Source organism: Bacillus sp. C1 (assembly GCF_054570475.1).
Genome location: NZ_JBTMZT010000009.1, coordinates 60967 through 80748, shown reverse-complemented (window position 1 = coordinate 80748; position 19782 = coordinate 60967). Strand labels below are relative to the sequence as shown.

17 protein-coding genes are annotated in these 19782 nt (G+C 34.6%); 6 read left to right on the top strand and 11 right to left on the bottom strand.

What is annotated here, in order from left to right; all coding sequences use genetic code 11:
• Positions 1 to 9 precede the first annotated feature (9 nt).
• A complete protein-coding gene (pdxK, locus tag ACX5JI_RS20265) occupies positions 10 to 834 on the top strand; it encodes a pyridoxine/pyridoxal/pyridoxamine kinase (RefSeq protein WP_459502837.1) in 825 nt (274 codons plus the stop codon).
• A gap of 114 nt (positions 835 to 948) precedes the next feature.
• Here pdxK and ACX5JI_RS20260 read toward each other — a convergent pair whose 3' ends face one another.
• The 7 genes from ACX5JI_RS20260 to ACX5JI_RS20230 form a co-directional block, all read right to left on the bottom strand.
• Complete coding sequence (locus ACX5JI_RS20260) at positions 949 to 1152, bottom strand: YbdD/YjiX family protein (RefSeq protein WP_459502836.1); 204 nt, start codon at positions 1150 to 1152, stop codon at positions 949 to 951.
• Positions 1145 to 3220, bottom strand: a complete 2076-nt coding sequence (gene cstA / locus ACX5JI_RS20255) for a carbon starvation protein CstA (protein ID WP_459502835.1) — start codon at positions 3218 to 3220, stop codon at positions 1145 to 1147. The genes ACX5JI_RS20260 and cstA overlap by 8 nt, the downstream gene beginning before the upstream one ends.
• A gap of 122 nt (positions 3221 to 3342) precedes the next feature.
• The gene (locus ACX5JI_RS20250; protein ID WP_459502834.1) at positions 3343 to 4059 is read right to left on the bottom strand and encodes a LytR/AlgR family response regulator transcription factor; all 717 of its coding nucleotides are present in this window, start codon (positions 4057 to 4059) and stop codon (positions 3343 to 3345) included.
• 156 nt (positions 4060 to 4215) lie between these two features.
• Positions 4216 to 5415 (bottom strand): MFS transporter, encoded by a 1200-nt coding sequence (locus ACX5JI_RS20245; RefSeq protein ID WP_459502833.1) that lies wholly within the window; start codon positions 5413 to 5415, stop codon positions 4216 to 4218.
• Positions 5416 to 5595: 180 nt separating this feature from the next.
• On the bottom strand, positions 5596 to 6336 hold the full coding sequence (locus tag ACX5JI_RS20240; protein WP_459502832.1) for a WecB/TagA/CpsF family glycosyltransferase: 741 nt from the start codon (positions 6334 to 6336) through the stop codon (positions 5596 to 5598).
• Between the two features lie 14 nt (positions 6337 to 6350).
• On the bottom strand, positions 6351 to 7454 hold the full coding sequence (locus tag ACX5JI_RS20235; RefSeq protein ID WP_459502831.1) for a glycosyltransferase family 4 protein: 1104 nt from the start codon (positions 7452 to 7454) through the stop codon (positions 6351 to 6353).
• A gap of 83 nt (positions 7455 to 7537) precedes the next feature.
• On the bottom strand, positions 7538 to 8920 hold the full coding sequence (locus ACX5JI_RS20230) for an O-antigen ligase family protein (protein WP_459502830.1): 1383 nt from the start codon (positions 8918 to 8920) through the stop codon (positions 7538 to 7540).
• A 301-nt stretch (positions 8921 to 9221) separates the two neighbouring features.
• Between ACX5JI_RS20230 and ACX5JI_RS20225 the strand changes: the two genes are divergently transcribed.
• Positions 9222 to 9863 carry a trimeric intracellular cation channel family protein gene (locus ACX5JI_RS20225; protein ID WP_459502829.1) on the top strand — a complete coding sequence of 214 codons (642 nt, stop codon included), beginning with the start codon at positions 9222 to 9224 and terminating at the stop codon, positions 9861 to 9863.
• Positions 9864 to 10145: 282 nt separating this feature from the next.
• Here ACX5JI_RS20225 and ACX5JI_RS20220 read toward each other — a convergent pair whose 3' ends face one another.
• Positions 10146 to 11450, bottom strand: a complete 1305-nt coding sequence (locus ACX5JI_RS20220; RefSeq protein ID WP_459502828.1) for a glycosyltransferase family protein — start codon at positions 11448 to 11450, stop codon at positions 10146 to 10148.
• Positions 11451 to 11896: 446 nt separating this feature from the next.
• Between ACX5JI_RS20220 and ACX5JI_RS20215 the strand changes: the two genes are divergently transcribed.
• From ACX5JI_RS20215 to ACX5JI_RS20205, 3 genes are all read left to right on the top strand, one after another.
• Positions 11897 to 12409 (top strand): acyl-CoA thioesterase, encoded by a 513-nt coding sequence (locus ACX5JI_RS20215; RefSeq protein WP_459502827.1) that lies wholly within the window; start codon positions 11897 to 11899, stop codon positions 12407 to 12409.
• Positions 12410 to 13133: 724 nt separating this feature from the next.
• Entirely contained in the window at positions 13134 to 14585 is a 1452-nt protein-coding gene (locus tag ACX5JI_RS20210) for an oligosaccharide flippase family protein (RefSeq protein ID WP_459502826.1), read from the top strand.
• 74 nt (positions 14586 to 14659) lie between these two features.
• The gene (locus ACX5JI_RS20205) at positions 14660 to 15481 is read left to right on the top strand and encodes a glycosyltransferase family 2 protein (protein WP_459502825.1); all 822 of its coding nucleotides are present in this window, start codon (positions 14660 to 14662) and stop codon (positions 15479 to 15481) included.
• A 48-nt stretch (positions 15482 to 15529) separates the two neighbouring features.
• Here ACX5JI_RS20205 and ACX5JI_RS20200 read toward each other — a convergent pair whose 3' ends face one another.
• Both ACX5JI_RS20200 and ACX5JI_RS20195 read right to left on the bottom strand, forming a co-directional pair.
• Positions 15530 to 16468 (bottom strand): NAD-dependent epimerase/dehydratase family protein, encoded by a 939-nt coding sequence (locus ACX5JI_RS20200; RefSeq protein WP_459502824.1) that lies wholly within the window; start codon positions 16466 to 16468, stop codon positions 15530 to 15532.
• A 55-nt stretch (positions 16469 to 16523) separates the two neighbouring features.
• A complete protein-coding gene (locus ACX5JI_RS20195; protein ID WP_459502823.1) occupies positions 16524 to 17096 on the bottom strand; it encodes a TetR/AcrR family transcriptional regulator in 573 nt (190 codons plus the stop codon).
• Positions 17097 to 17265: 169 nt separating this feature from the next.
• Between ACX5JI_RS20195 and ACX5JI_RS20190 the strand changes: the two genes are divergently transcribed.
• On the top strand, positions 17266 to 18819 hold the full coding sequence (locus tag ACX5JI_RS20190; RefSeq protein WP_459502822.1) for an ABC-F family ATP-binding cassette domain-containing protein: 1554 nt from the start codon (positions 17266 to 17268) through the stop codon (positions 18817 to 18819).
• 61 nt (positions 18820 to 18880) lie between these two features.
• Here the strand turns inward: ACX5JI_RS20190 and ACX5JI_RS20185 are convergent, their stop codons facing one another.
• Positions 18881 to 19756 carry a TetR/AcrR family transcriptional regulator gene (locus tag ACX5JI_RS20185; RefSeq protein WP_459502821.1) on the bottom strand — a complete coding sequence of 292 codons (876 nt, stop codon included), beginning with the start codon at positions 19754 to 19756 and terminating at the stop codon, positions 18881 to 18883.
• Between the last annotated feature and the right edge of the window lie 26 nt (positions 19757 to 19782).

Sequence of the window (19782 nt, the reverse complement as noted above, 5' to 3'; positions counted from 1 at the left end):
GCTTTCACAATGACATTAAATAAAGCACTTACAATCGCTGGTTCTGACACAAGTGGCGGTGCTGGTATACAAGCGGATTTAAAAACATTCCAAGAACTTGGTGTATACGGAATGACATCACTAACAACAATTGTCACAATGGATCCACATAACGGTTGGGCACATAATGTATTTCCTATTCCTGCCTCTACATTAAAACCACAATTAGAAACAACAATTGAAGGTGTCGGTGTTGATGCTTTGAAAACAGGCATGCTTGGATCTGTTGCGATCATTGAAATGGTTGCTGAAACAATTGAAAAGCATAATATACAAAATGTAGTAGTAGACCCTGTTATGGTTTGTAAAGGGGCAGATGAAGCGTTACATCCTGAAACAAATGACTGCTTACGCGATGTACTTGTTCCAAAAGCATTAGTCGTAACACCAAATTTATTTGAAGCATATCAACTAAGCGGTGTGAAAATTAATTCCCTAGAGGACATGAAAGAAGCCGCAAAAAAAATCCACGCTTTAGGTGCAAAATATGTACTCATTAAAGGTGGTAGCAAACTAGGTACGGAAACTGCAATCGATGTATTGTATGACGGAGAAACATTTGATCTTTTAGAATCAGAAAAAATTGAAACGACAAATACACATGGTGCAGGTTGCACATACTCAGCTGCAATTACAGCAGAACTTGCAAAAGGTAAACCTGTAAAAGAAGCAGTAAAAACAGCCAAAGATTTCATCACTGCTGCAATTCGTTATTCATTCAAAATTAACGAATATGTAGGACCAACACATCACGGTGCATATCGTAAATTTACTGTTGGAAAAGAACTTGTATAAAAGTGAAAGAAACAAGCTATCTATGAATAGCTTGTTTTTTATTATGCTAAGCAATCTCAAATTTTTGTTGTTCCACGTGGAACAACAAAAAGAGCGACGAATCGCTCTTTCTCTTCAACAGCACCTTGATACTTTTCCTCCTTTTGCATTAAAGCGTGCTTCTTGCGCTTCAGCAAAAAACTGCTTTCGACATAGAATCGGTTCTTCTGGATGATGCTGTTTCATATGAGTAACATATATTTCATAACTTGGTACTCCAACAAGTAAACTAATAAATTGCTTCCGCGCTCTCCACACCTTTTCCAAATTTTTAAGCATAATTTCTCGACTCACTTTCATCTCTTGGAATATATGGTGCTTCTTTTAATGGTGTTGCTTTATTTTGCAACACTTTAATCCATATACGAATCGCAGAAATTAGAACCGCTATGACAACTAACATGAAAATCCCACAGAGTGCAGCATCGATATAATCATTGAAAATAATTTGCTCCATTTGTGCAACGTTTTTCGCTGGCGCTAATAGTTTCCCTTCATCTAACGCATTTTGAAATACTTTTGCATGTGATAAAAAGCCAATTTTTGGGTTGTCATGAAATAGTTTTTGATAACCAGCTGTCATCGTCACAATGAGTAAACCTACTGTTGGAATCAGTGTAACCCAAACATATGCCTTTTTCCCCATCTTGAACAATATTGTTGTTCCGAGTAATAACGCAATACCAGCTAACATTTGGTTGGCAATTCCAAAGAGTGGCCATAGTGTATTAATCCCACCAAGCGGATCAACTACACCTTGATATAAGAAATACCCCCATCCTAGCACACATAACGTTGTTGCAATTACATTAGCTAGTGTAGAATCCGTCTTCGCAAACGGCTTATATACGTGGCCTAAAATATCTTGAATCATAAACCGCCCTACACGTGTACCTGCATCAATTGTCGTTAAAATGAATAATGCTTCAAATAAAATAGCAAAATGATACCAAAATGCCATCATTGCCGTTCCGCCAATAACTTGCGAAAAGATATACGCCATTCCAATCGCTAAAGTAGGTGCTCCTCCTGTACGAGATAAAATTGTTTGTTCACCAACATTTATTGCGAGTTCCTTTAACTCATTTGGTGTAATTGCAAAGCCCCAAGAAGAAATAACTTGAGCGGCTTGTGATACATCCGTTCCAATAAGAGCGGCCGGACTATTAATCGCAAAATATGTCCCTGGCGTTAATACACACGCTGCGATCATCGCCATTGCCGCGACGAACGATTCCATTAGCATCGCTCCGTATCCAATTGGCTGAGCATGACCTTCTCTCTCAATCATTTTCGGGGTAGTACCAGAAGAAACTAAAGCATGGAATCCTGATACAGCCCCGCACGCAATTGTAATAAATAAAAACGGAAATAGGTTACCGGAAAACACTGGACCTGTTCCATCAACGAACTTAGAGACAGCCGGCATTTGTAAGTTTGGCGCTACAATTAAGATTCCAATTGCTAGCCCAACAATCGTTCCGACCTTTAAAAATGTGCTTAAATAATCACGCGGAGCAAGGAGCATCCAAACTGGTAATGCAGACGCAATAAAACCGTATACAATAAGCATAATTGCAATTGTTTCACCATTAAAAGTAAACATACTTGCAAGCGTAGGATTCTCAGCTACATACTGTCCTCCAACAAGAGATAAAAGAAGTAAAATAATACCGATAATTGACCCTTCTCCAACTCTTCCGGGGCGAATGTAGCGCATATAAACGCCCATTAAAATAGCGATTGGAATTGTCGCTGCGATTGTAAACATTCCCCAAGGACTACCAACAAGTGCTTTTACAACGACTAAAGCTAATACTGCTAATAAAATAATCATAATACCTAAAATACCAATCATTGCGATCAGTCCTGTTACAGGACCAATTTCATCTTTAATCATTTCACCTAATGACTTTCCATTACGCCTCATGGAAGCAAATAAAATAACAAAATCTTGTACTGCCCCGGCAATTACAACTCCAACAATAATCCAAATGGTTCCTGGTAAATATCCCATCTGTGCTGCTAAAATTGGGCCTACTAGTGGTCCAGCTCCAGCAATTGCCGCAAAATGATGTCCAAATAATACCCATTTATTTGTTGGAACATAATCCTTCCCATCATTTAGCGTTTCAGCTGGTGTTTTTCGATTATCATCTAGTTCAAATACTTTTCGAGCGATAAATCTACTATAGAAACGATAAGCAACCGCATATACAGAAACAGCTGCGACTAATAACCATACAGCATTAATGGTTTCACCTTGCGATAAAGCAATTACACCAAATCCAGTTGCTCCTATTGCTGCGATTACACCCCAGAGTAAAATTGACTTAAATGCCTTCACATACAATCCCCCCTATACTACTTCTTAGTGGAGATTGTACTAAATTTTCTGAATATTTAAGTTGAATCCTCCTTATCATGAAGGATTCTTATGTTAACATGTTGAAATTCATTCACGACTTGTCATAGTTCAATTTTATTGCGAAGTCGTTTTACATAATTTCGGCTAACGGGAATTGGCCGCTCATCATATCTTTCCAAATACAGATTATAGGTTCCGTTATAATAAGGCTTTAGTTCGTGAACATACATAACATTTATTAGATAGCTTTTATGAACACGCAAAAAATCATATGCAGTTAATTTATTTTCTAATTCCTGAAGTGTATATGTTGAAATATACTGATTATTTGTTGTATAAATCGAGACTGTTTTATTCTCCTTATTCTTACTTACATATATAATATCCTCCGGAAAAACATATGTAATTCCTTCGTGATTTTCAATCGGAAGTTTACGCAAATGACTTTTTCTACTCTTTTCCTTCTCTTGCTCTAGTCTATGTAATAGAAATTGTAAATCTTCGGCATGGAAAGGGTGTAGTAAATAATAAAATGCTTGAAAACGAAAAGCTGTAATTGCCTCGTTTATATTCTCTCCGATAAAAACAAACTTTGCATCACAACTGAATTGTTGTAATAAACTAGAAAATTCAAAGCCCGTTCCATCTTTTAACATTGTATCTAAAAAAATGAAATCCGGAACATACCTTTTGGCTATTTGCAACGATTCCATTCCTGTTCTTGCTTCAAAGCACTCTACACTCCGCATATTTTCTGTAAATATCTCAACTAGTTGCTTTCTATTTTCTGCGTTTTCCATAATCAGTAAAATCCTCATTTACCCAACCACCCAATTCTTTTCTCCAGACGTCTTGTTTGTATACATTCGCTTTAGTACGAAATAATCCCTTTTTCTAGCTATGTTCTCTTTCATATGCTACTCTTTTTCTCAATCATAATAGAGGAAGGAAGCCTTTTGGACTTCCTTCCTCTATTATACTAATTCTTGTTGTTTCGTTTCCTCTCCAAGCACAACCACTGCGAGTACTCCTATTAAAATGGAACTGCAAAAGATTGTAAAGATCAAAGAAAGAGAAGCTTCTGAAGCAACAAGGTACCCTACTAACAACGGGCCAAGAATACCGCCGATACGTCCAAATGCGGCAGCCATACCTGCTCCAGTACCACGAATTACTGTTGGATACTGCTCCGGTGTATACGCATATAATGCACCCCATGCTCCTAAATTAAAGAAGGACAATAACATCCCCGCTATAATTAATGTTGTAAATGATTCCGCCACACCAAAGACGTAAGCACTACATGCTGTACCTATTAAATACGTAACTAATACAAATTTACGCCCCAATCGTTCAATAAACCATGCTGCCGTAAAATATCCCGGAAGTTGTGCTAATGTCATAATTAATACATACTGAAAACTTTTGATTAAACTAAATCCTTTTAATACCATGACACTTGGTAACCAAAGAAACATGCCATAATAAGAAAAGACGACACAAAACCATAGTATCCATAACATAATTGTTGCTTTTCGATATTCTAAAGACCAAACCGCCTTTATATTTGTAATAACAGATTGTTTTTTCTCAACCCTTTCAAAACTTGGTGAATCTGGTAAGTTCCATCGTAAATATAGTGCATAAAAAGCTGGGATCGCACTTAATACCATCGCTAATTGCCATCCATAACTTGGAATTACAAAATAAGAAATAAGAGCTGCAATTAACCAGCCAAACGCCCAAAAACTTTCTAGCAATACAACGATTTTCCCGCGTTCATGAGCTTTAACACTTTCAGATACAAGTGTCGAAGCTACCGGTAATTCTCCACCAAGACCCATACCGATTAAAAAACGCAATATAAGAAACGTAGCTAGGGTTGTCGTTAATGCTGATAAACCACTCCCAATAGAGAATAGTAATAACGTAATAATAAAGACCGATTTTCTTCCCATCTTATCTGCTAATATGCCAAATACAAGTGCCCCAACAGCCATTCCGATTGAATTGATACTCCCTATCCATCCCATCTCTTGGCTAGTTAATCCCCATTCTTTTTGCAAGGCAACGATGACAAATGAAAGCATGCCAACATCCATTGCATCAAATAGCCAACCAAGCCCCGCTATTCCAAGAAGCTTGCGCTTTGAAATTTCTTTTACACTCCCCACAAGAAGCCCTCCTCATACAGGTGTCTTTACAGATCATTTTACATGTGTGTATTACATAAGTAAAATAGTTTTATCCCATTTTTACTAACGCTTTTTTAACCTTCCCATAAAATAGAACTTCCATTAGTAAAGAATTCCAAATATTAAACTTTCATAAATAAAAGAAGTAACGATATTTCGCTACTTCTTCGAACGCATTACTTCTTTTAAAAATTCGGCTAGTACAAGCTGACGGCGCCAACGTGTTGGATTGCTACATAGACGGTAAAACCATTCTAGATGAATGGCTTGAATCCATTTAGGGGCACGTTTTACTTCCCCGGCCCAAACGTCCAAACTACCACCGACACCAACAGCTACCTTCGCTTGCAAACGATGTTTATTGTTTTGAATAAAGTTTTCTTGTCTTGGGAATCCAAGTGCTACAAGTAACAAATCCGGTTTTGCTTCTTGAATACGAGAAATAATATCTTCTTCTTCTTCTTGTTTAAAGTATCCATCTTGAACCCCAACAATAGATACAGCCGAATATGTTTTTGTTAAATGCTCCGCAGCACTTTTCACAACATGTGGTTTCGCTCCCAGTAAAAAAACAGATACAGCTTTATTTTCTTTCGACAATACTCTAAATAAATCACTCATTAAATCAAAACCTGCTACACGCTCTTTTAACGGTGTTCCTAACATACCACTTGCCTTTACAACACCGATACCATCTGGTGTAATTAAATCTGTTTTCAACAATGTTTGATGAAAGCTTTGATCTTTTTTCGCGCACATTACGATTTCTGGATTCGCCGTTACAACCTGAAATGTATGAGTTTGTTCTAATTCTAACTGTTTCATGATATATCGAATTGTCTCTTCCATTGTCATTGTAGAAAAAGGGACACCTAAAATATCAACCGTTTGTATTGCCATAATGATAACCCTCTCTATTTCAATAAAAGTTTTTTATATGCTTTATGAGTATCTTCATATAGATTTCGTAACGAGAAATGAGAAGAAGCATGTTCATACAAACGTTCACCCATCGGCGCTAACTCACTATGCTCCCATTTTTTATATCCTTCCTCTAATGCACTTACTAATGCATCTACATCACCAATCGGTACAATCCATCCATATGTAGAATTAACAATCAACTGTTCCATGTCCCCAACATTTGTTGCGATAGACGTTACACGTTGATTTGCAGCTTCTAATAGTACAAGCGGAAAACTTTCACTATAAGAAGTTAATATATTAATTTGAGCCGTTGCATATAGCTCTTTTACGTCCGAACGATGCCCTAAAAATAGCACTTTATCTTCTAAACCCTTCTGCTTTACTTCCTCTTTCAGCTCTGCTTCAATGGGGCCATCACCAACTAACAATACCTTTATGGTAGGGATCTTCACTTTTTGCAATGCATCAAATAAAATATGATGTCCCTTTACAGGGTGAAGACGAGCCACTTGAATTGCTATAAATGCATCTTCTTGTATGCCTAATTTTTCTGCCACATTGTAAGGTTTCGCTGGCATATTATCGTACGTAATCCCGTTATATACCGTACAAATTTTATCTTCTGGCACACCGAGTGCTACAGTATTGTTCTTAAAACGTTCTGTAATCGCAAAAAATAAATCTACTTTTTTATATGAATATAAATTTAATTTTGTAAAAAGCCACCCTTTTAATCCACGCTTCATAAAATCAAGGGTTGGATCACTATGAACCGTTGTTACCCATTTGGCATGTATCTTCCTTTTTAAAAGAGAAAGATAAAAGTTCGCGCGCGCGCCATGTGTATGTACAATATCAAACTGTTCTTCATTAATAAACGTACGTATTTTTGAAAGAATCGATATGTCATAACGAGATGATTGAGAAAAAACATGCACCTTAATCCCGAGTTCTCTTGCTTCTCTAGCAATCGCGCCTTCTTCAAACACGGCTAGTTCAACTTCACCTTTTGGAAATTGCGACAAAAGTGAAATAATGTGAGTTTTTCCGCCACCTTCTTCTGCTCCAACATTCATATGCAACACTTTCATCTCTTTCCTCCCTATTCTTTATGTTCTCTTATTATTTACTATAACAAAATAAAAGCTAACATGACGCTAGCTTTTATTTTCTCTTATTCAATTTCTAAATCAACAATTAAATATGCCAAAATTACAGCAAAATAAATACTTACTCCAGGCGCTGTTAATACATGGCCTGCTATAAATGCAATCCCTAAACCTAATGCTAGTGCGGTTGCTAATAGTCCGTATTTTACTGTAAATACCTCTTTAAATCTAGTCACTAATATGAAAAGAATTTTAAGACCAAAGTATACAAATGGTATTAACATTAAACCAAAGCCAATCATTCCAAATGCATAGAACCAATCATGGAAATCTCTTTCAATTAGCTTCGGCTCTCCTTTAAAGTTCCCAGCATACCCCATACCAAATAATTTTTGAGATGTTGGTGCTTCTGCATAATGATCTTCATACATTTTTTGGAATTCTTCACGCCCGCTAAAAATAAGCGCTTGTGTTTCCTCTTGTTTCTCTATTTCTTTTTTCTTTTCTGTAACAGAAGGAGCTTGTTGTACTTTTTCTTCTTTCTTTTCTTCCGCAACTTTCACTTCTTGTTGTTGCTCAATAAATTGGAAATGGAATCCCATATTTTTGAGAAATGGCGAAAACGGTGTATACGCTAATATCCCAGCAAAAACAACAGTTGCGATGATACCATTTAATAAATATGGTTTCTTATTTCTATCTTTACGCTGGAAAAACGCTTGAACATAACACATAAATACAGCAACAATCATTGTGCCAAAGATAGCTCCAAAGCCGACCTTCGTACCAACAGCAAATAATGAGAAAATAATTAAAAGCGAAGGAATCCAAAAATAACTCTTTGCTATGCTTGTTGTTTTTTCAATTGAATATAGAATAACAATTGGGCATATCACTGCTAAAATGGATCCTAATTCATTTCCTGCATAGAACCAACCACGTGAGCCGATCTTTAGCCATGTGTAACTATTATAATCTGTTCCTGTCGCAATCGAAATAACCATAACAGCATTTATAATTAACGCTGCATATACGATATAATTCTTCATTTTTGAATATGTATTTACTTTATTTTTTAATGATTTAAATGCAAAAATATAACAGGTAAGCATAATTAACGGATATAACGATTTCGCTATAAACTTAACTTCTTCTCCCAATATGATAGGATTTTTAACGAATTTATTATTTACAAAACCTACCGTTAAGACAATCCCGACTATTAGTAAATATATAATATATTTACGTTTTTCTTTTTCTCTTGCTTGAAGCAAAATGTAGATTCCACCAAGAGCCATTACAAATAAACGCGTAATCACTCCAATTGTTGTATCAATTTTTAAAACGATGATGCAAAATGATGTGAGTAAGTCTAAAATCGGCTGTAACAGAATGAAAATTAATAAAAAATTTTCAAACTTATTACTTAAACTATTATTTTTTAACATCTTCAACCTCCATAACTATCATTACCTTATCTCACTTTATGTAACTTCCAAAAAATCTCCAACTCATCTCAAATATTTATTATAACATAATTTTTCAGTTAACTACTTGATATTTCCGCTCGCTATGCAGAGAGAAACAGTCATAACTCCACCTTCTTTCGTGCTGAACATCCCGTATTTTCAAACGCTTTCTTCCCTCATTTTTTCTTTTTTTCTACATGTAACGAAAAGTAATTGTTATTTCTAAAACTTTAGTGTATATTTTGCTCTGGAACATTTTTAAAGGGAAGGAATTAGAGCCATGTTATTAATCGATATATTTACGTTTCTTGGCATTATTGCCGCTGCCATTTCTGGTACATTAGTTGGTTTAAAGAAAGATCTAGATTTATTTGGTGTCCTTTGTTTAGCTGTAGCTACTGCACTCGGTGGCGGAATTATTCGTGATATTATGATTGGTAACCTACCTCCCATTGCATTTATACAACCAATTTACTTTTTTGTCAGCGTATTAACTGCTCTCTTTACTTGTATGTTTTTTGAACGTATTAACAAACTTCAAGTTGTAATTATGCTTTCTGATGCTGTCGGTTTAGGCGTTTTTACTGCTATTGGGGCAAATGCAGCAATGTTGCATCACGTAGATGCTTCATTTTTAGTTGTTTCAATGGGTGTTATTACAGGTATTGGTGGAGGCATTTTGCGTGATATTTGCGCTCAAGATATTCCATACGTATTCCGGAAAGAGATTTATGCAATTGCTTCTATTTTAGGTGCAATTAGTTTTCTGATTGCGTATGAAATGGGAGCACACGTATTAGCCTTTTATATTTGTTTACTAGTAACGTTCGTCATACGTGTAGTTACCGTTATATATAATGTACATTTTCCAGTTTTCTTTAAAGCACATACAAAAGCTAATACTAATAAAGTGAAACTTTAATCAGTGGGGGCTTCATCCCCCACTGATTATTAGCCCTTACCAATCGGGCTTTTACGGGCAGTTGGTCTCCCACCTAACCTCTTTGCGCTCACTGAACTTTAAGGTGGGAGTCCTATACTGCCCGCAAATAGCGGGATAAAAGCTATAAAGAGAATTCTCTTTATTTATAATTGCTATTCCATTACCTAAATAAAAAACTCGCCATTAAAAAAATGGTGAGTTTTCTTTTCATATATATCTGATTATGTTTAATAAAACCATTCTGTAACCAATGGATTTATGTTATTTTTTGAAAAATAACTTTTGACAGTAAAACAACAGCTTGTAAACACCTAAACTTTGTAAAATGAAAATACTTGGTATGACTAAACTACCGTATACAATATCTTTATTCAGAAGCTTCATTCCCATATATCCTGTTATAAGTAACAGGAATAGCATATAACCTTCGCTATTTTGCTTTTGAATCAAAGCATGTAAAAGTGTAATGATCATAAATAAAGTTATAGCTATAAAAAGGAGCTTTTCACCTTTTAGTATTACGCCATTCGTTCCTTCTGCTGATAATTGATCTATACTTGACTTAACAGAAACTAATCTTTCTGTTTCTAACTTACTTACTGTTTGATTCATACGTTCTTTCCAACTTTGCCTTTGAACCGGTTCTTGTTTATTATTTTGTTCCCCAATTAAAACTGATTGTACATATGCATGATTAGAAATCGTATATTGTTTTATTCCCATTGCTTGCAAACCATAATTCATACTGAAATGTGTCACATAAAATACAGCTACAATCCCTATCGCTTTTAACACGATATTTTTTCTATCTGCACTTTGGAATAATTCTACTAGTAGAATATACACAATTACTACAATAAGTATAAATACTCCTATTGGATCAATTATATTACTAAGAGCAAATAATACTGCAGCACACACCCACATGTAAGAATGGCTCAATCCTTTATGTAATAATATATAACTCGCACAGTAAAATAAAAATATAGAGAGTAATTCTCCTGTTAACAATGAGCAGGAAAAAATATTAGGCAAATATAGCGCGTAAAATATTGCCGCGATCCGTCCACATTCTTCTTGAAATAAAGTTGCAGTAATTCGGTAAATGAAAAACGCTGTACCCATGCAATATAAAATATTACATAATTGCAAAACAAATGTTGCATCGCCAAATATACGAATCAATATTGACTCATATATAATAAAAGGCGATTGACTAATTACCGTTACATTACTGCTTCCTAGCGCAACTTGTTTTGCGGTCTCATACACAGCCCTCGTATCACCTATAAGCGGGGCGTCTAAAAAGAGGACTGCTCCAAGTCTAACAAGCGCCGTCATACTCATTAAAAAAATGAGAAATTGTTTATCCGTAAATCGATATTGCAAAATAGAAGCGAAAAGTAAAAGAAGTATAACAAAAATGGATAGTACGATTGTTAAGCTCGTAGCACTTCCCCCAAAAAATTGCTTACTTCCCTCGAAAGCGTTCCAGCAAGAGTAAGCAAAAAAGGCAAGCATAGTTCCAATAATTATTTTACTAAATCCTGTTTGTATGTGATTCATATGTATAGTGCACCTCTGTTTTCATTCATAACAAAACGATTCTATCATGAATAGCTGCATGACAGTTAGGAAATTTATCCCACCATCTGTAGGCGATACTACTCCCATCTTACAACTTAAGCGAAAACAAAGAGAATGCAAAGCACTAAACAAAAATCGGTTCAAAAGGAAAAAATCAATCGTTAAAGTTCATTTTTATATAACAAACATATCGTAGCTACTTTTTCACTTGCAATGTAAGCGAAATCTCTTTTACACTACAATCTATACAAAACAAAATTTTTTCAGTTACTCACATAGAAATATATCATTATTCTATCTTAATAAGATAAATATCTTATTGAATATCAATTGTCTAACTAACAAATCATATTCGGTAAAAGAAACTAATCTTATATATAGGAAGCACACCACTCTGATAAAGAATAGAAATAGGAGTAGATTATATGAATAAGAAATTTATGAGAGAATCAAAAGCAATTAAAACAACACGTGTTTTCCCAAATGATTTAAATAATCATCAAACATTATTTGGTGGAAAATTATTAGCAGAAATTGATAGCATTGCATCTATCGCAGCAGCAAGACATTGCAGAAAACATTGTGTAACAGCCTCTATTGATTCTGTTGACTTTTTAACTCCCATACATCAAACGGATTCGGTTTGCTATGAGGCGTTCGTTTGCTATACCGGAAAATCTTCTATGGAAGTATTTGTGAAAGTCGTTGCAGAAAACTTATTAGAAGGAAAGCGTCGCATTGCTGCCACTTGCTTCATCACATTCGTAGCACTAAAGGATGGAAAGCCCTCTTCTGTACCTCAGGTGCTACCAGAAACAGAAGAAGAACATTGGTTATATAAAACAGGAAAAGAACGTGCACAAAACAGAAGAGATAACCGGTTAAAAAGTAAAGAAATGGCTGACGTATTAACATTGAATAAACCTTGGAATGCATAAATAAAATCTTATTTCAAACAAGGTAATCCTCTCTTAGCGAATATAGGTCCACTATATTCGCTATTTTCAACTACATATCTAAACATTCTTGCTTAAAAAACATATATAAATACAAATTGAAAAAATGACATAAAACCATTCTTTTTAGGTGGGAGAGAGGATCCGGCCATGCATAGAAGCGGTCAGCCCCTCTTCCTGCCCCATGCCAATTGAAAACAAAGAGAGAAAATGAGTGTAATTCACTTTTTGTTCTTCATAGCAGCGGGGTATGTGTCGAAAAAATCAAAGTGGATTTATATATAATTTATTCTAATCTACTTCATATATCTTCTTAACCAATAGTTGATTTACAAAGTTTATGTAGGGTACACTTATATCCGAAGTTATGAATTACCAATATTATGCGTTGTACCTCTTGAAACTTATACAACGCATGAAAAATCATCCAATGCAGTTGATGAAAATAATATTTGAAAATTAAGAAACAAATAGTGTTTCAACTAGATGGAAACAAAAAATCCGTCTCTACATTGTGTAGAGATCCGAACAATTCAGTTCAACAGTAAAGCGTTTACTGTTTCTATTCATTATGAAGAATATTTAACGAACAACCACGTTCCAAATTAGTATGATTAAAAATGCAAAAGGAATCTATTTTAGTAACTAATATCATTTATTATGAAAGGTATTTACGTAACTTTCATGTGTGTGGAAAGGTGAAATCATGCAAAAGTCACTTGTCTCAAATATTTTCTATAAAATATTGCTCAATACCTTTAATATTATTCTCCCAATCTTAGTTGGCCCATACGCATATCGAATGCTCGGAGCTGATTCAATGGGAACCGTTAATTTTTCTGAAACTATCTTTAATTACTTTTTCATCTTTGCTGTATTTGGTGTATATCAATACGGATTGCGTGAAATCAGCTTAATAAAAAACGATAAAAAGAAAGTTTCACAATTGTTCACGAGTCTATATGTAATTAATTTTACAACAAGTATTCTGGCCTTATTAGCCTTTTTATTATTTAGTTATTTCGGATACGGGAACAAAGATCTGTTTCCTGTACTTCTCATTTTCGGATTCAACTTTATCTCAAATTTATTTTATGTAGAATGGTTTAATGAAGCATATGAAAATTATGATTTCATTACGAAGAAAACTGTTGTTATTCGTTTAATTTATGTTGTACTTCTGTTTACCTTTATTCATGGGGTCGATGACTATAAACAATTTGCTGGTTTATTAGTTTTATCAACATTTTTAAACCATTCTATTAGTTTTATATATGTGAAGCGCCGAGTTAAATTTGATTTCTCCAATTTAACAATTGTTCCACATTTAAAACCTTTATTTTTAGTTGTTATTTTTTCAAATGCTAATCTTCTATACACACAGCTAGATCGTTTTGTTTTAGGAGAATATGCTGGCAAAGCTGAAGTTGCCTTCTATGTAATGGCCTTTCAAATTATGACCATTATTAATACACTTATGTTAAGTGTTGTGCAAGTTACTATTCCAAGGCTATCTTATTTATCTGGAAACTCGACAGAAGAATATGAATCGTTATTAAATAAAATCTCAAAAGTATATTTCATTACTCTGTTCCCTGCAGCGATTGGATTAATGCTTATTGCTCACGGAGCTGTTGTCATTTATGGGGGAAAAGAATATGCTGGAGCTGGTAACACCTTAATTGTTTTTGCATTTTATATGATTTCAGTAGGAATTGAATCTATTTTATCGAACCAAATTATTTACGTGAAAAAGAAAGAGAGCATTTTGGTACGCTTTTTATTCATTTGCGGCTTCATAAACCTAGTATCTAATATTGCACTTATATATTTCCATGTACTTACACCAGTAACGGCAATTTTTACAACAACAATTGCTAACTGTTTGTTAATTATATTTGAATATATTTATGTAAAAAAGAAATTAAAAGTAAATTACACATTGTTCGATATACAGAAACTAAAATATATGTTTTATTCATTAACGTTTTTACCAATAGCGTTCTTAGTTAATACGGTAATTTCAGGACAGATTCTACAAGTTATCATCACAATATTAGGATGTGGGTTCACTTATGTACTTATCCTATTCATAGCAAAAGATGAGATTCTCTTTATGCTATTAAACAAAATAAAGATGAGATTTAAAAGAGCTTAATGTAGATGAAGTAAGAAAAACAAACTATTTTTCTTCATATGAACAAATGAACCATCTTGAAGGAGCTGTTATAATTGAAATTCTCTTTAATCATGGCCACTTGCGGCAGACGTGATGATATTCTTGATTTACTAAAATCGTTAGAAAAACAAACTTATAAAAACTTTGAGCTCATTGTAGTTGATCAAAATGATACACCAATTTCTGATCTCTTTGAAGGTTATAAGGAAAAATTTGCAATCAACTATATTTATACACCGATTAAAGGATTATCCCGTGCCCGTAATACGGGATTAAAAGTAACTGATGGCGATATTATTGCTTTTCCAGATGATGACTGTATTTATGAAACAAACGTGTTAGAAAGTATACTAGAGACATTTCATGCTCATGAAGGCATTCACTTTATATCTACAAATACTACAAATATTGAAGGAACCGGATCGCTAATACATGCCCCAGCAACAGATATTATTTTGAATAATAAATATGGATTCATGGGGCCGTCTTTTGCACTATTCTTTAAAAAACAATTTGTACAAGATGTTGGTACATTTGATGAAGACCTAGGTGTTGGATCAGGAACAATTTACGGAGCTGGCGAAGAAACTGACTTTGTACTACGTGGTATGAGAAATGGATATATAGGATTGTTTAGAAAAGATCTATTCGTATATCATCCAGTAAAAGAAGAAGAGATTAATGAGCAATCATTAAAAAGGGCACTTTCCTATGCTGGTGGTTTCGGGAGAGTAATTCGTTTACATTATGGATTCCTTTACTTTTTACGTGCGGTTGCAGCTGCTACATTTCGTATGACGCAAAACATTTCAAACGATAAACGTAGATTTCATGCAAATCGCTTGAAAGGAATTGTGCGAGGATATTTGAAATAGAAAAAAAGAAGAGCACCGTTCCATATTAGAACGTTTACTCTTCTTTTTTTATCTAATTTTCCTCTCCAAAAACGAAATAGTCTCCTTTAATCCATCATGATAAGAGGTCATTGGTACTTTACCAATATAGCGTTCATATTTCTCTCCATTCAATACAACCGGTTCTTCTGTCAAATAAAGCATTTCTACAAACTCTTTCATCTGTTTATCAAATAGGCCGAGCATTCTAATCATTTGTTTTTTCACAGTCATTATTGGCTTTGTATACCCCGTTAATTCCCTTATATGCCGAATCATCTCTTCCCCTGTAATTATTCCACTTCCTGGTACATTCCAGTTTTGTCCGTATGCACTATCACATAATGCTAGTTCAACAATGGCTTTTGCCCCATCTGGCGTGTAAATATATTCTCTAGCAATTTTCTTATCTCCAACAAAGCTAGACATCTTATTTGCAAGAACACCTTGTAACGTATGATGAATAAGCGTACTTGCCGCATTCGGACCATAAAAATCTGGAAAATGAGCAATAAGAACTGGAATATCTGCTTGTTTTGCCATCAACTCAAGCTGTAAGCGAATCTTTCCCTTCTTTGTATGTGGATTCTTCTCAGTCTCCTCTGTTACCTTCTCTCGCCCTTGTCGCCCGTATGCATAAATATTATCTACCATAGCTAATTTAGCACGGTGATATTTCGTCGTTTCTACTATATTTTTTAATAACTTTGGCTGTTTGATCTCCCAATCTGAATATGGAATATTTACAGCATGAAATATAACATCTACACCTTTAGCTGCTACCATTATATCCCCTTGATTAAAGACATCTCCCGCTATTATTTGTATTTTCTCCTCATCGTAAAACAAATTTTCTAGTTTCTCTTTATTTCTCGCGAAAGCAACTACATCGATTCCTCTCCCGCATAACTCCTTTGTAATTGCATATCCCATTGCTCCAGATGCCCCCAACACTAAAGCCTTTTTCATCATAGTCTCCCCCTTTAATTAACCACTGTTCAATTAATAGTAAAAAGAAAATCACTTACATAAGAAGCGATTTTACAATAAAATTCACATGTTCATTAGCCAAATTTTGTACCTCTTCAAACGTTTGAACATTTCTACAATAATGTGACACAAAGCCATGTAGTGATAGAAAAACAGACCATATAGTCATTACATTTACCTTTCCATTACATAGAGAAAATACGGCCTTAGCGAACTTTTCATAACTAGCATTTGGCTCATCTGCTAGACATTCTTTTAATTCTTCATCTTTGATCAAAAACATAATTTCATAATGACTTTGATTTCGTAGACCAAATTCAATAAAACCCAATAGTACTGCTTTTAATTGTTCTTCTGGCTGTAAATTTTGAGCAATCGTTTCATCTAATTTTTGATCCAATAATTGAAAATCTTGTTCAACCATCGCATAAAAAAGCTCTGCTTTATTTTTAAAATGATAATAAATCGAACCATGGCTATATCCTAGTTTCGCCGCAATCTTACGCATTGAAGTATGCTGATATCCTTGCTTTATAAATAAATCTCTCGCTGCATTCATAATCATTTCTCTTGTTAACTCTTCTTTAACTGCTCTTCTCGGCGACATCTCTCATACCTCACATTTTTAATTAACCGATGTTCAATTAAATTATATTACTTTCCCAAAAATATGCAACCCCATTCTTGTAAAAATATACATTTTGAAAGGATAGCATTATATCTAAGAATTTAGTATCATAATGCAAGACACTATTTTGAAATGGACGGAGGACATTATGAGCTTATTAACAGTCGAAAAATTAGGTCATACATTTGGCGATCGTACATTATTTAAAGACGTATCATTACGCTTATTAGCGGGTGAACATGTTGGCTTAGTCGGCGCAAATGGCGTTGGTAAATCAACATTTATGAATATTATTACAGGACAACTTATTCACGATGATGGCCGTGTAGAGTGGACACCTGGTACACATTACGGATATTTAGATCAACATACAATTTTAACAGCTGGAAGAACGATTCGCGACGTACTCACAGATGCATTTTTACCTTTATTTGAAAAGGAAAAAGAATTAAATACAATTACAGAAAAAATGGGAACGGCTACGCCAGAAGAACTAGAAGAACTTCTTGACCAAATGGCAGACATTCAGGATGCACTTGAAGCAGGTGGATTCTACTTATTAGATATTAAGATTGAAGAAGCAGCACGTGGTCTTGGCATTGATGCAATTGGTTTAGATCGCGATGTCTCTGCATTAAGTGGTGGACAGCGTACAAAAGTATTGCTTGCAAAGCTATTGCTTGAACAGCCAGAAGTACTATTACTAGATGAACCTACCAACTATTTAGACGTGGAACATATTCAATGGTTAACAAATTATTTAAAAGAATATCCACATGCATTCCTTTTAATTTCCCATGATACGGAATTTATGAACAAATGTGTTGATGTTATTTTCCATCTAGAATTTTCGAAAATGACGCGTTATACAGCAACATATGAGAAGTTTTTAGAACTAGCTGAACTGAATAAAAATCAACATCTAAATGCTTATCAAAAGCAACAAGAATTCATTAAAAAGCAAGAAGACTTCATTTCAAAGAATAAGGCACGCTATTCGACAACAGGTCGTGCAAAGAGCCGTCAGAAGCAGCTTGATCGCATGGAGCGTATCGATCGCCCAGAAACAGCAATTAAACCTGAATTCTCTTTCAAAGAATGTCGCGCAAGCAGTCGCTTTGTTTTTGAAGGCGAAGACGTAGAAATTGGCTACACACATCCGCTATTACCGAAACTAACGATGACAATTGAACGCGGTGAAAAAATTGCGATTGTTGGCTGTAATGGTGTTGGTAAATCGACATTATTAAAAACGATTCTTGGAAAAATCAAACCGCTAAGCGGAAAAACAAGCCTTGGTGATTTCTTAGAACCCGCATACTTTGAACAAGAAGTAAAAGCTGATAATTTAACACCAATCGATGATGTCTGGAATACGTTCCCGCATTTAGATCAGCACCAAGTTCGTGCCATGTTAGCACGATGCGGTTTAAAAAATGAGCATATTTCTCGCCCATTGAGTCAATTAAGTGGTGGAGAACAAGCAAAAGTCCGTTTATGTAAATTGATGGGTGAAGAAAGTAACTGGATCCTATTTGATGAGCCAACAAATCACCTCGATGTTACAGCTAAAGAAGAATTAAAAAAAGCTTTGAAAGCATATAAAGGAACAATCCTTCTCGTATGCCACGAACCAGACTTTTATGAAGACTGGGTAACTAAGGTTTGGAATATAGAAGAATGGGCACAATCTAGCAACTAATAAAAAAGGTGGATCCATTATGGCATCCACCTTTTCTTATTACAAAATTAATCTATCCATCTCATGTGGTTTTTATATGATAATATCCTGCTAATCTTAATCGAAAATCCTTGAAATCACTATACGATTTCAAATTAGCCAGCATTCCTTGAATCACTGGGATTCTTGAATTTGGCATTCTCATCTCAGCCTCTAAAACATCTAATGTAACTAACAAGTCATCATTTTCTATTTGATCTGCTAACGTCCGTTTAAGCATAATAATTTCTTGTAAAAACTGTTCCTTTGCTTGCTCTTTAATAAATTCTGAGCTACCAAATAATTGGCCTAGTTGCTCTTCTTGCAAAACGGGCATATCCTCAGAGTGTACAAGCCCTTTTACAAGGTCATCCATTCTCCTTAAAATGAATGTAGCAACGTGAGATAAATCAAATTCAGCTGCATGAAAAATAATTAATTCTAAATATCCTCGGCATATCCCCTCTATTATAACCACAAGGTCTAATATATATGGAGTAATCCTTTCACCATATATAGCTAATAAATTATTTCGATAAAATGCATGTGATTCCAGCTTCATTTTCACCATAAAAGCCTCGACATCTTTATTAAACGGGATCGCATTTTCCCTCGCATATATAATAAGAAATTCCTTATGTGTTTGAACATCATTAAGCTGACAATACAATTGTTTTTTAAATTTTTCACGTGGTAGCAATAACTCTTTATCAATATCCATCATTTTGTTATGGATTTTGTCATAATAATATCTAAGAGTCGCTAATAGTAACTCATCTTTTGATTTAAAGTATAAATAAAAAGCTCCTTTTGACATACTACATGCTGTTACAATTTCTTGTACTGACGTCGCTTTTACACCTTTGGTTGCGAATAACTTCATTGCCATTTCTATAATTAAACGTTCTTTTTCTTTCATATCTTCTCTCCCACTTTAATCTCGCA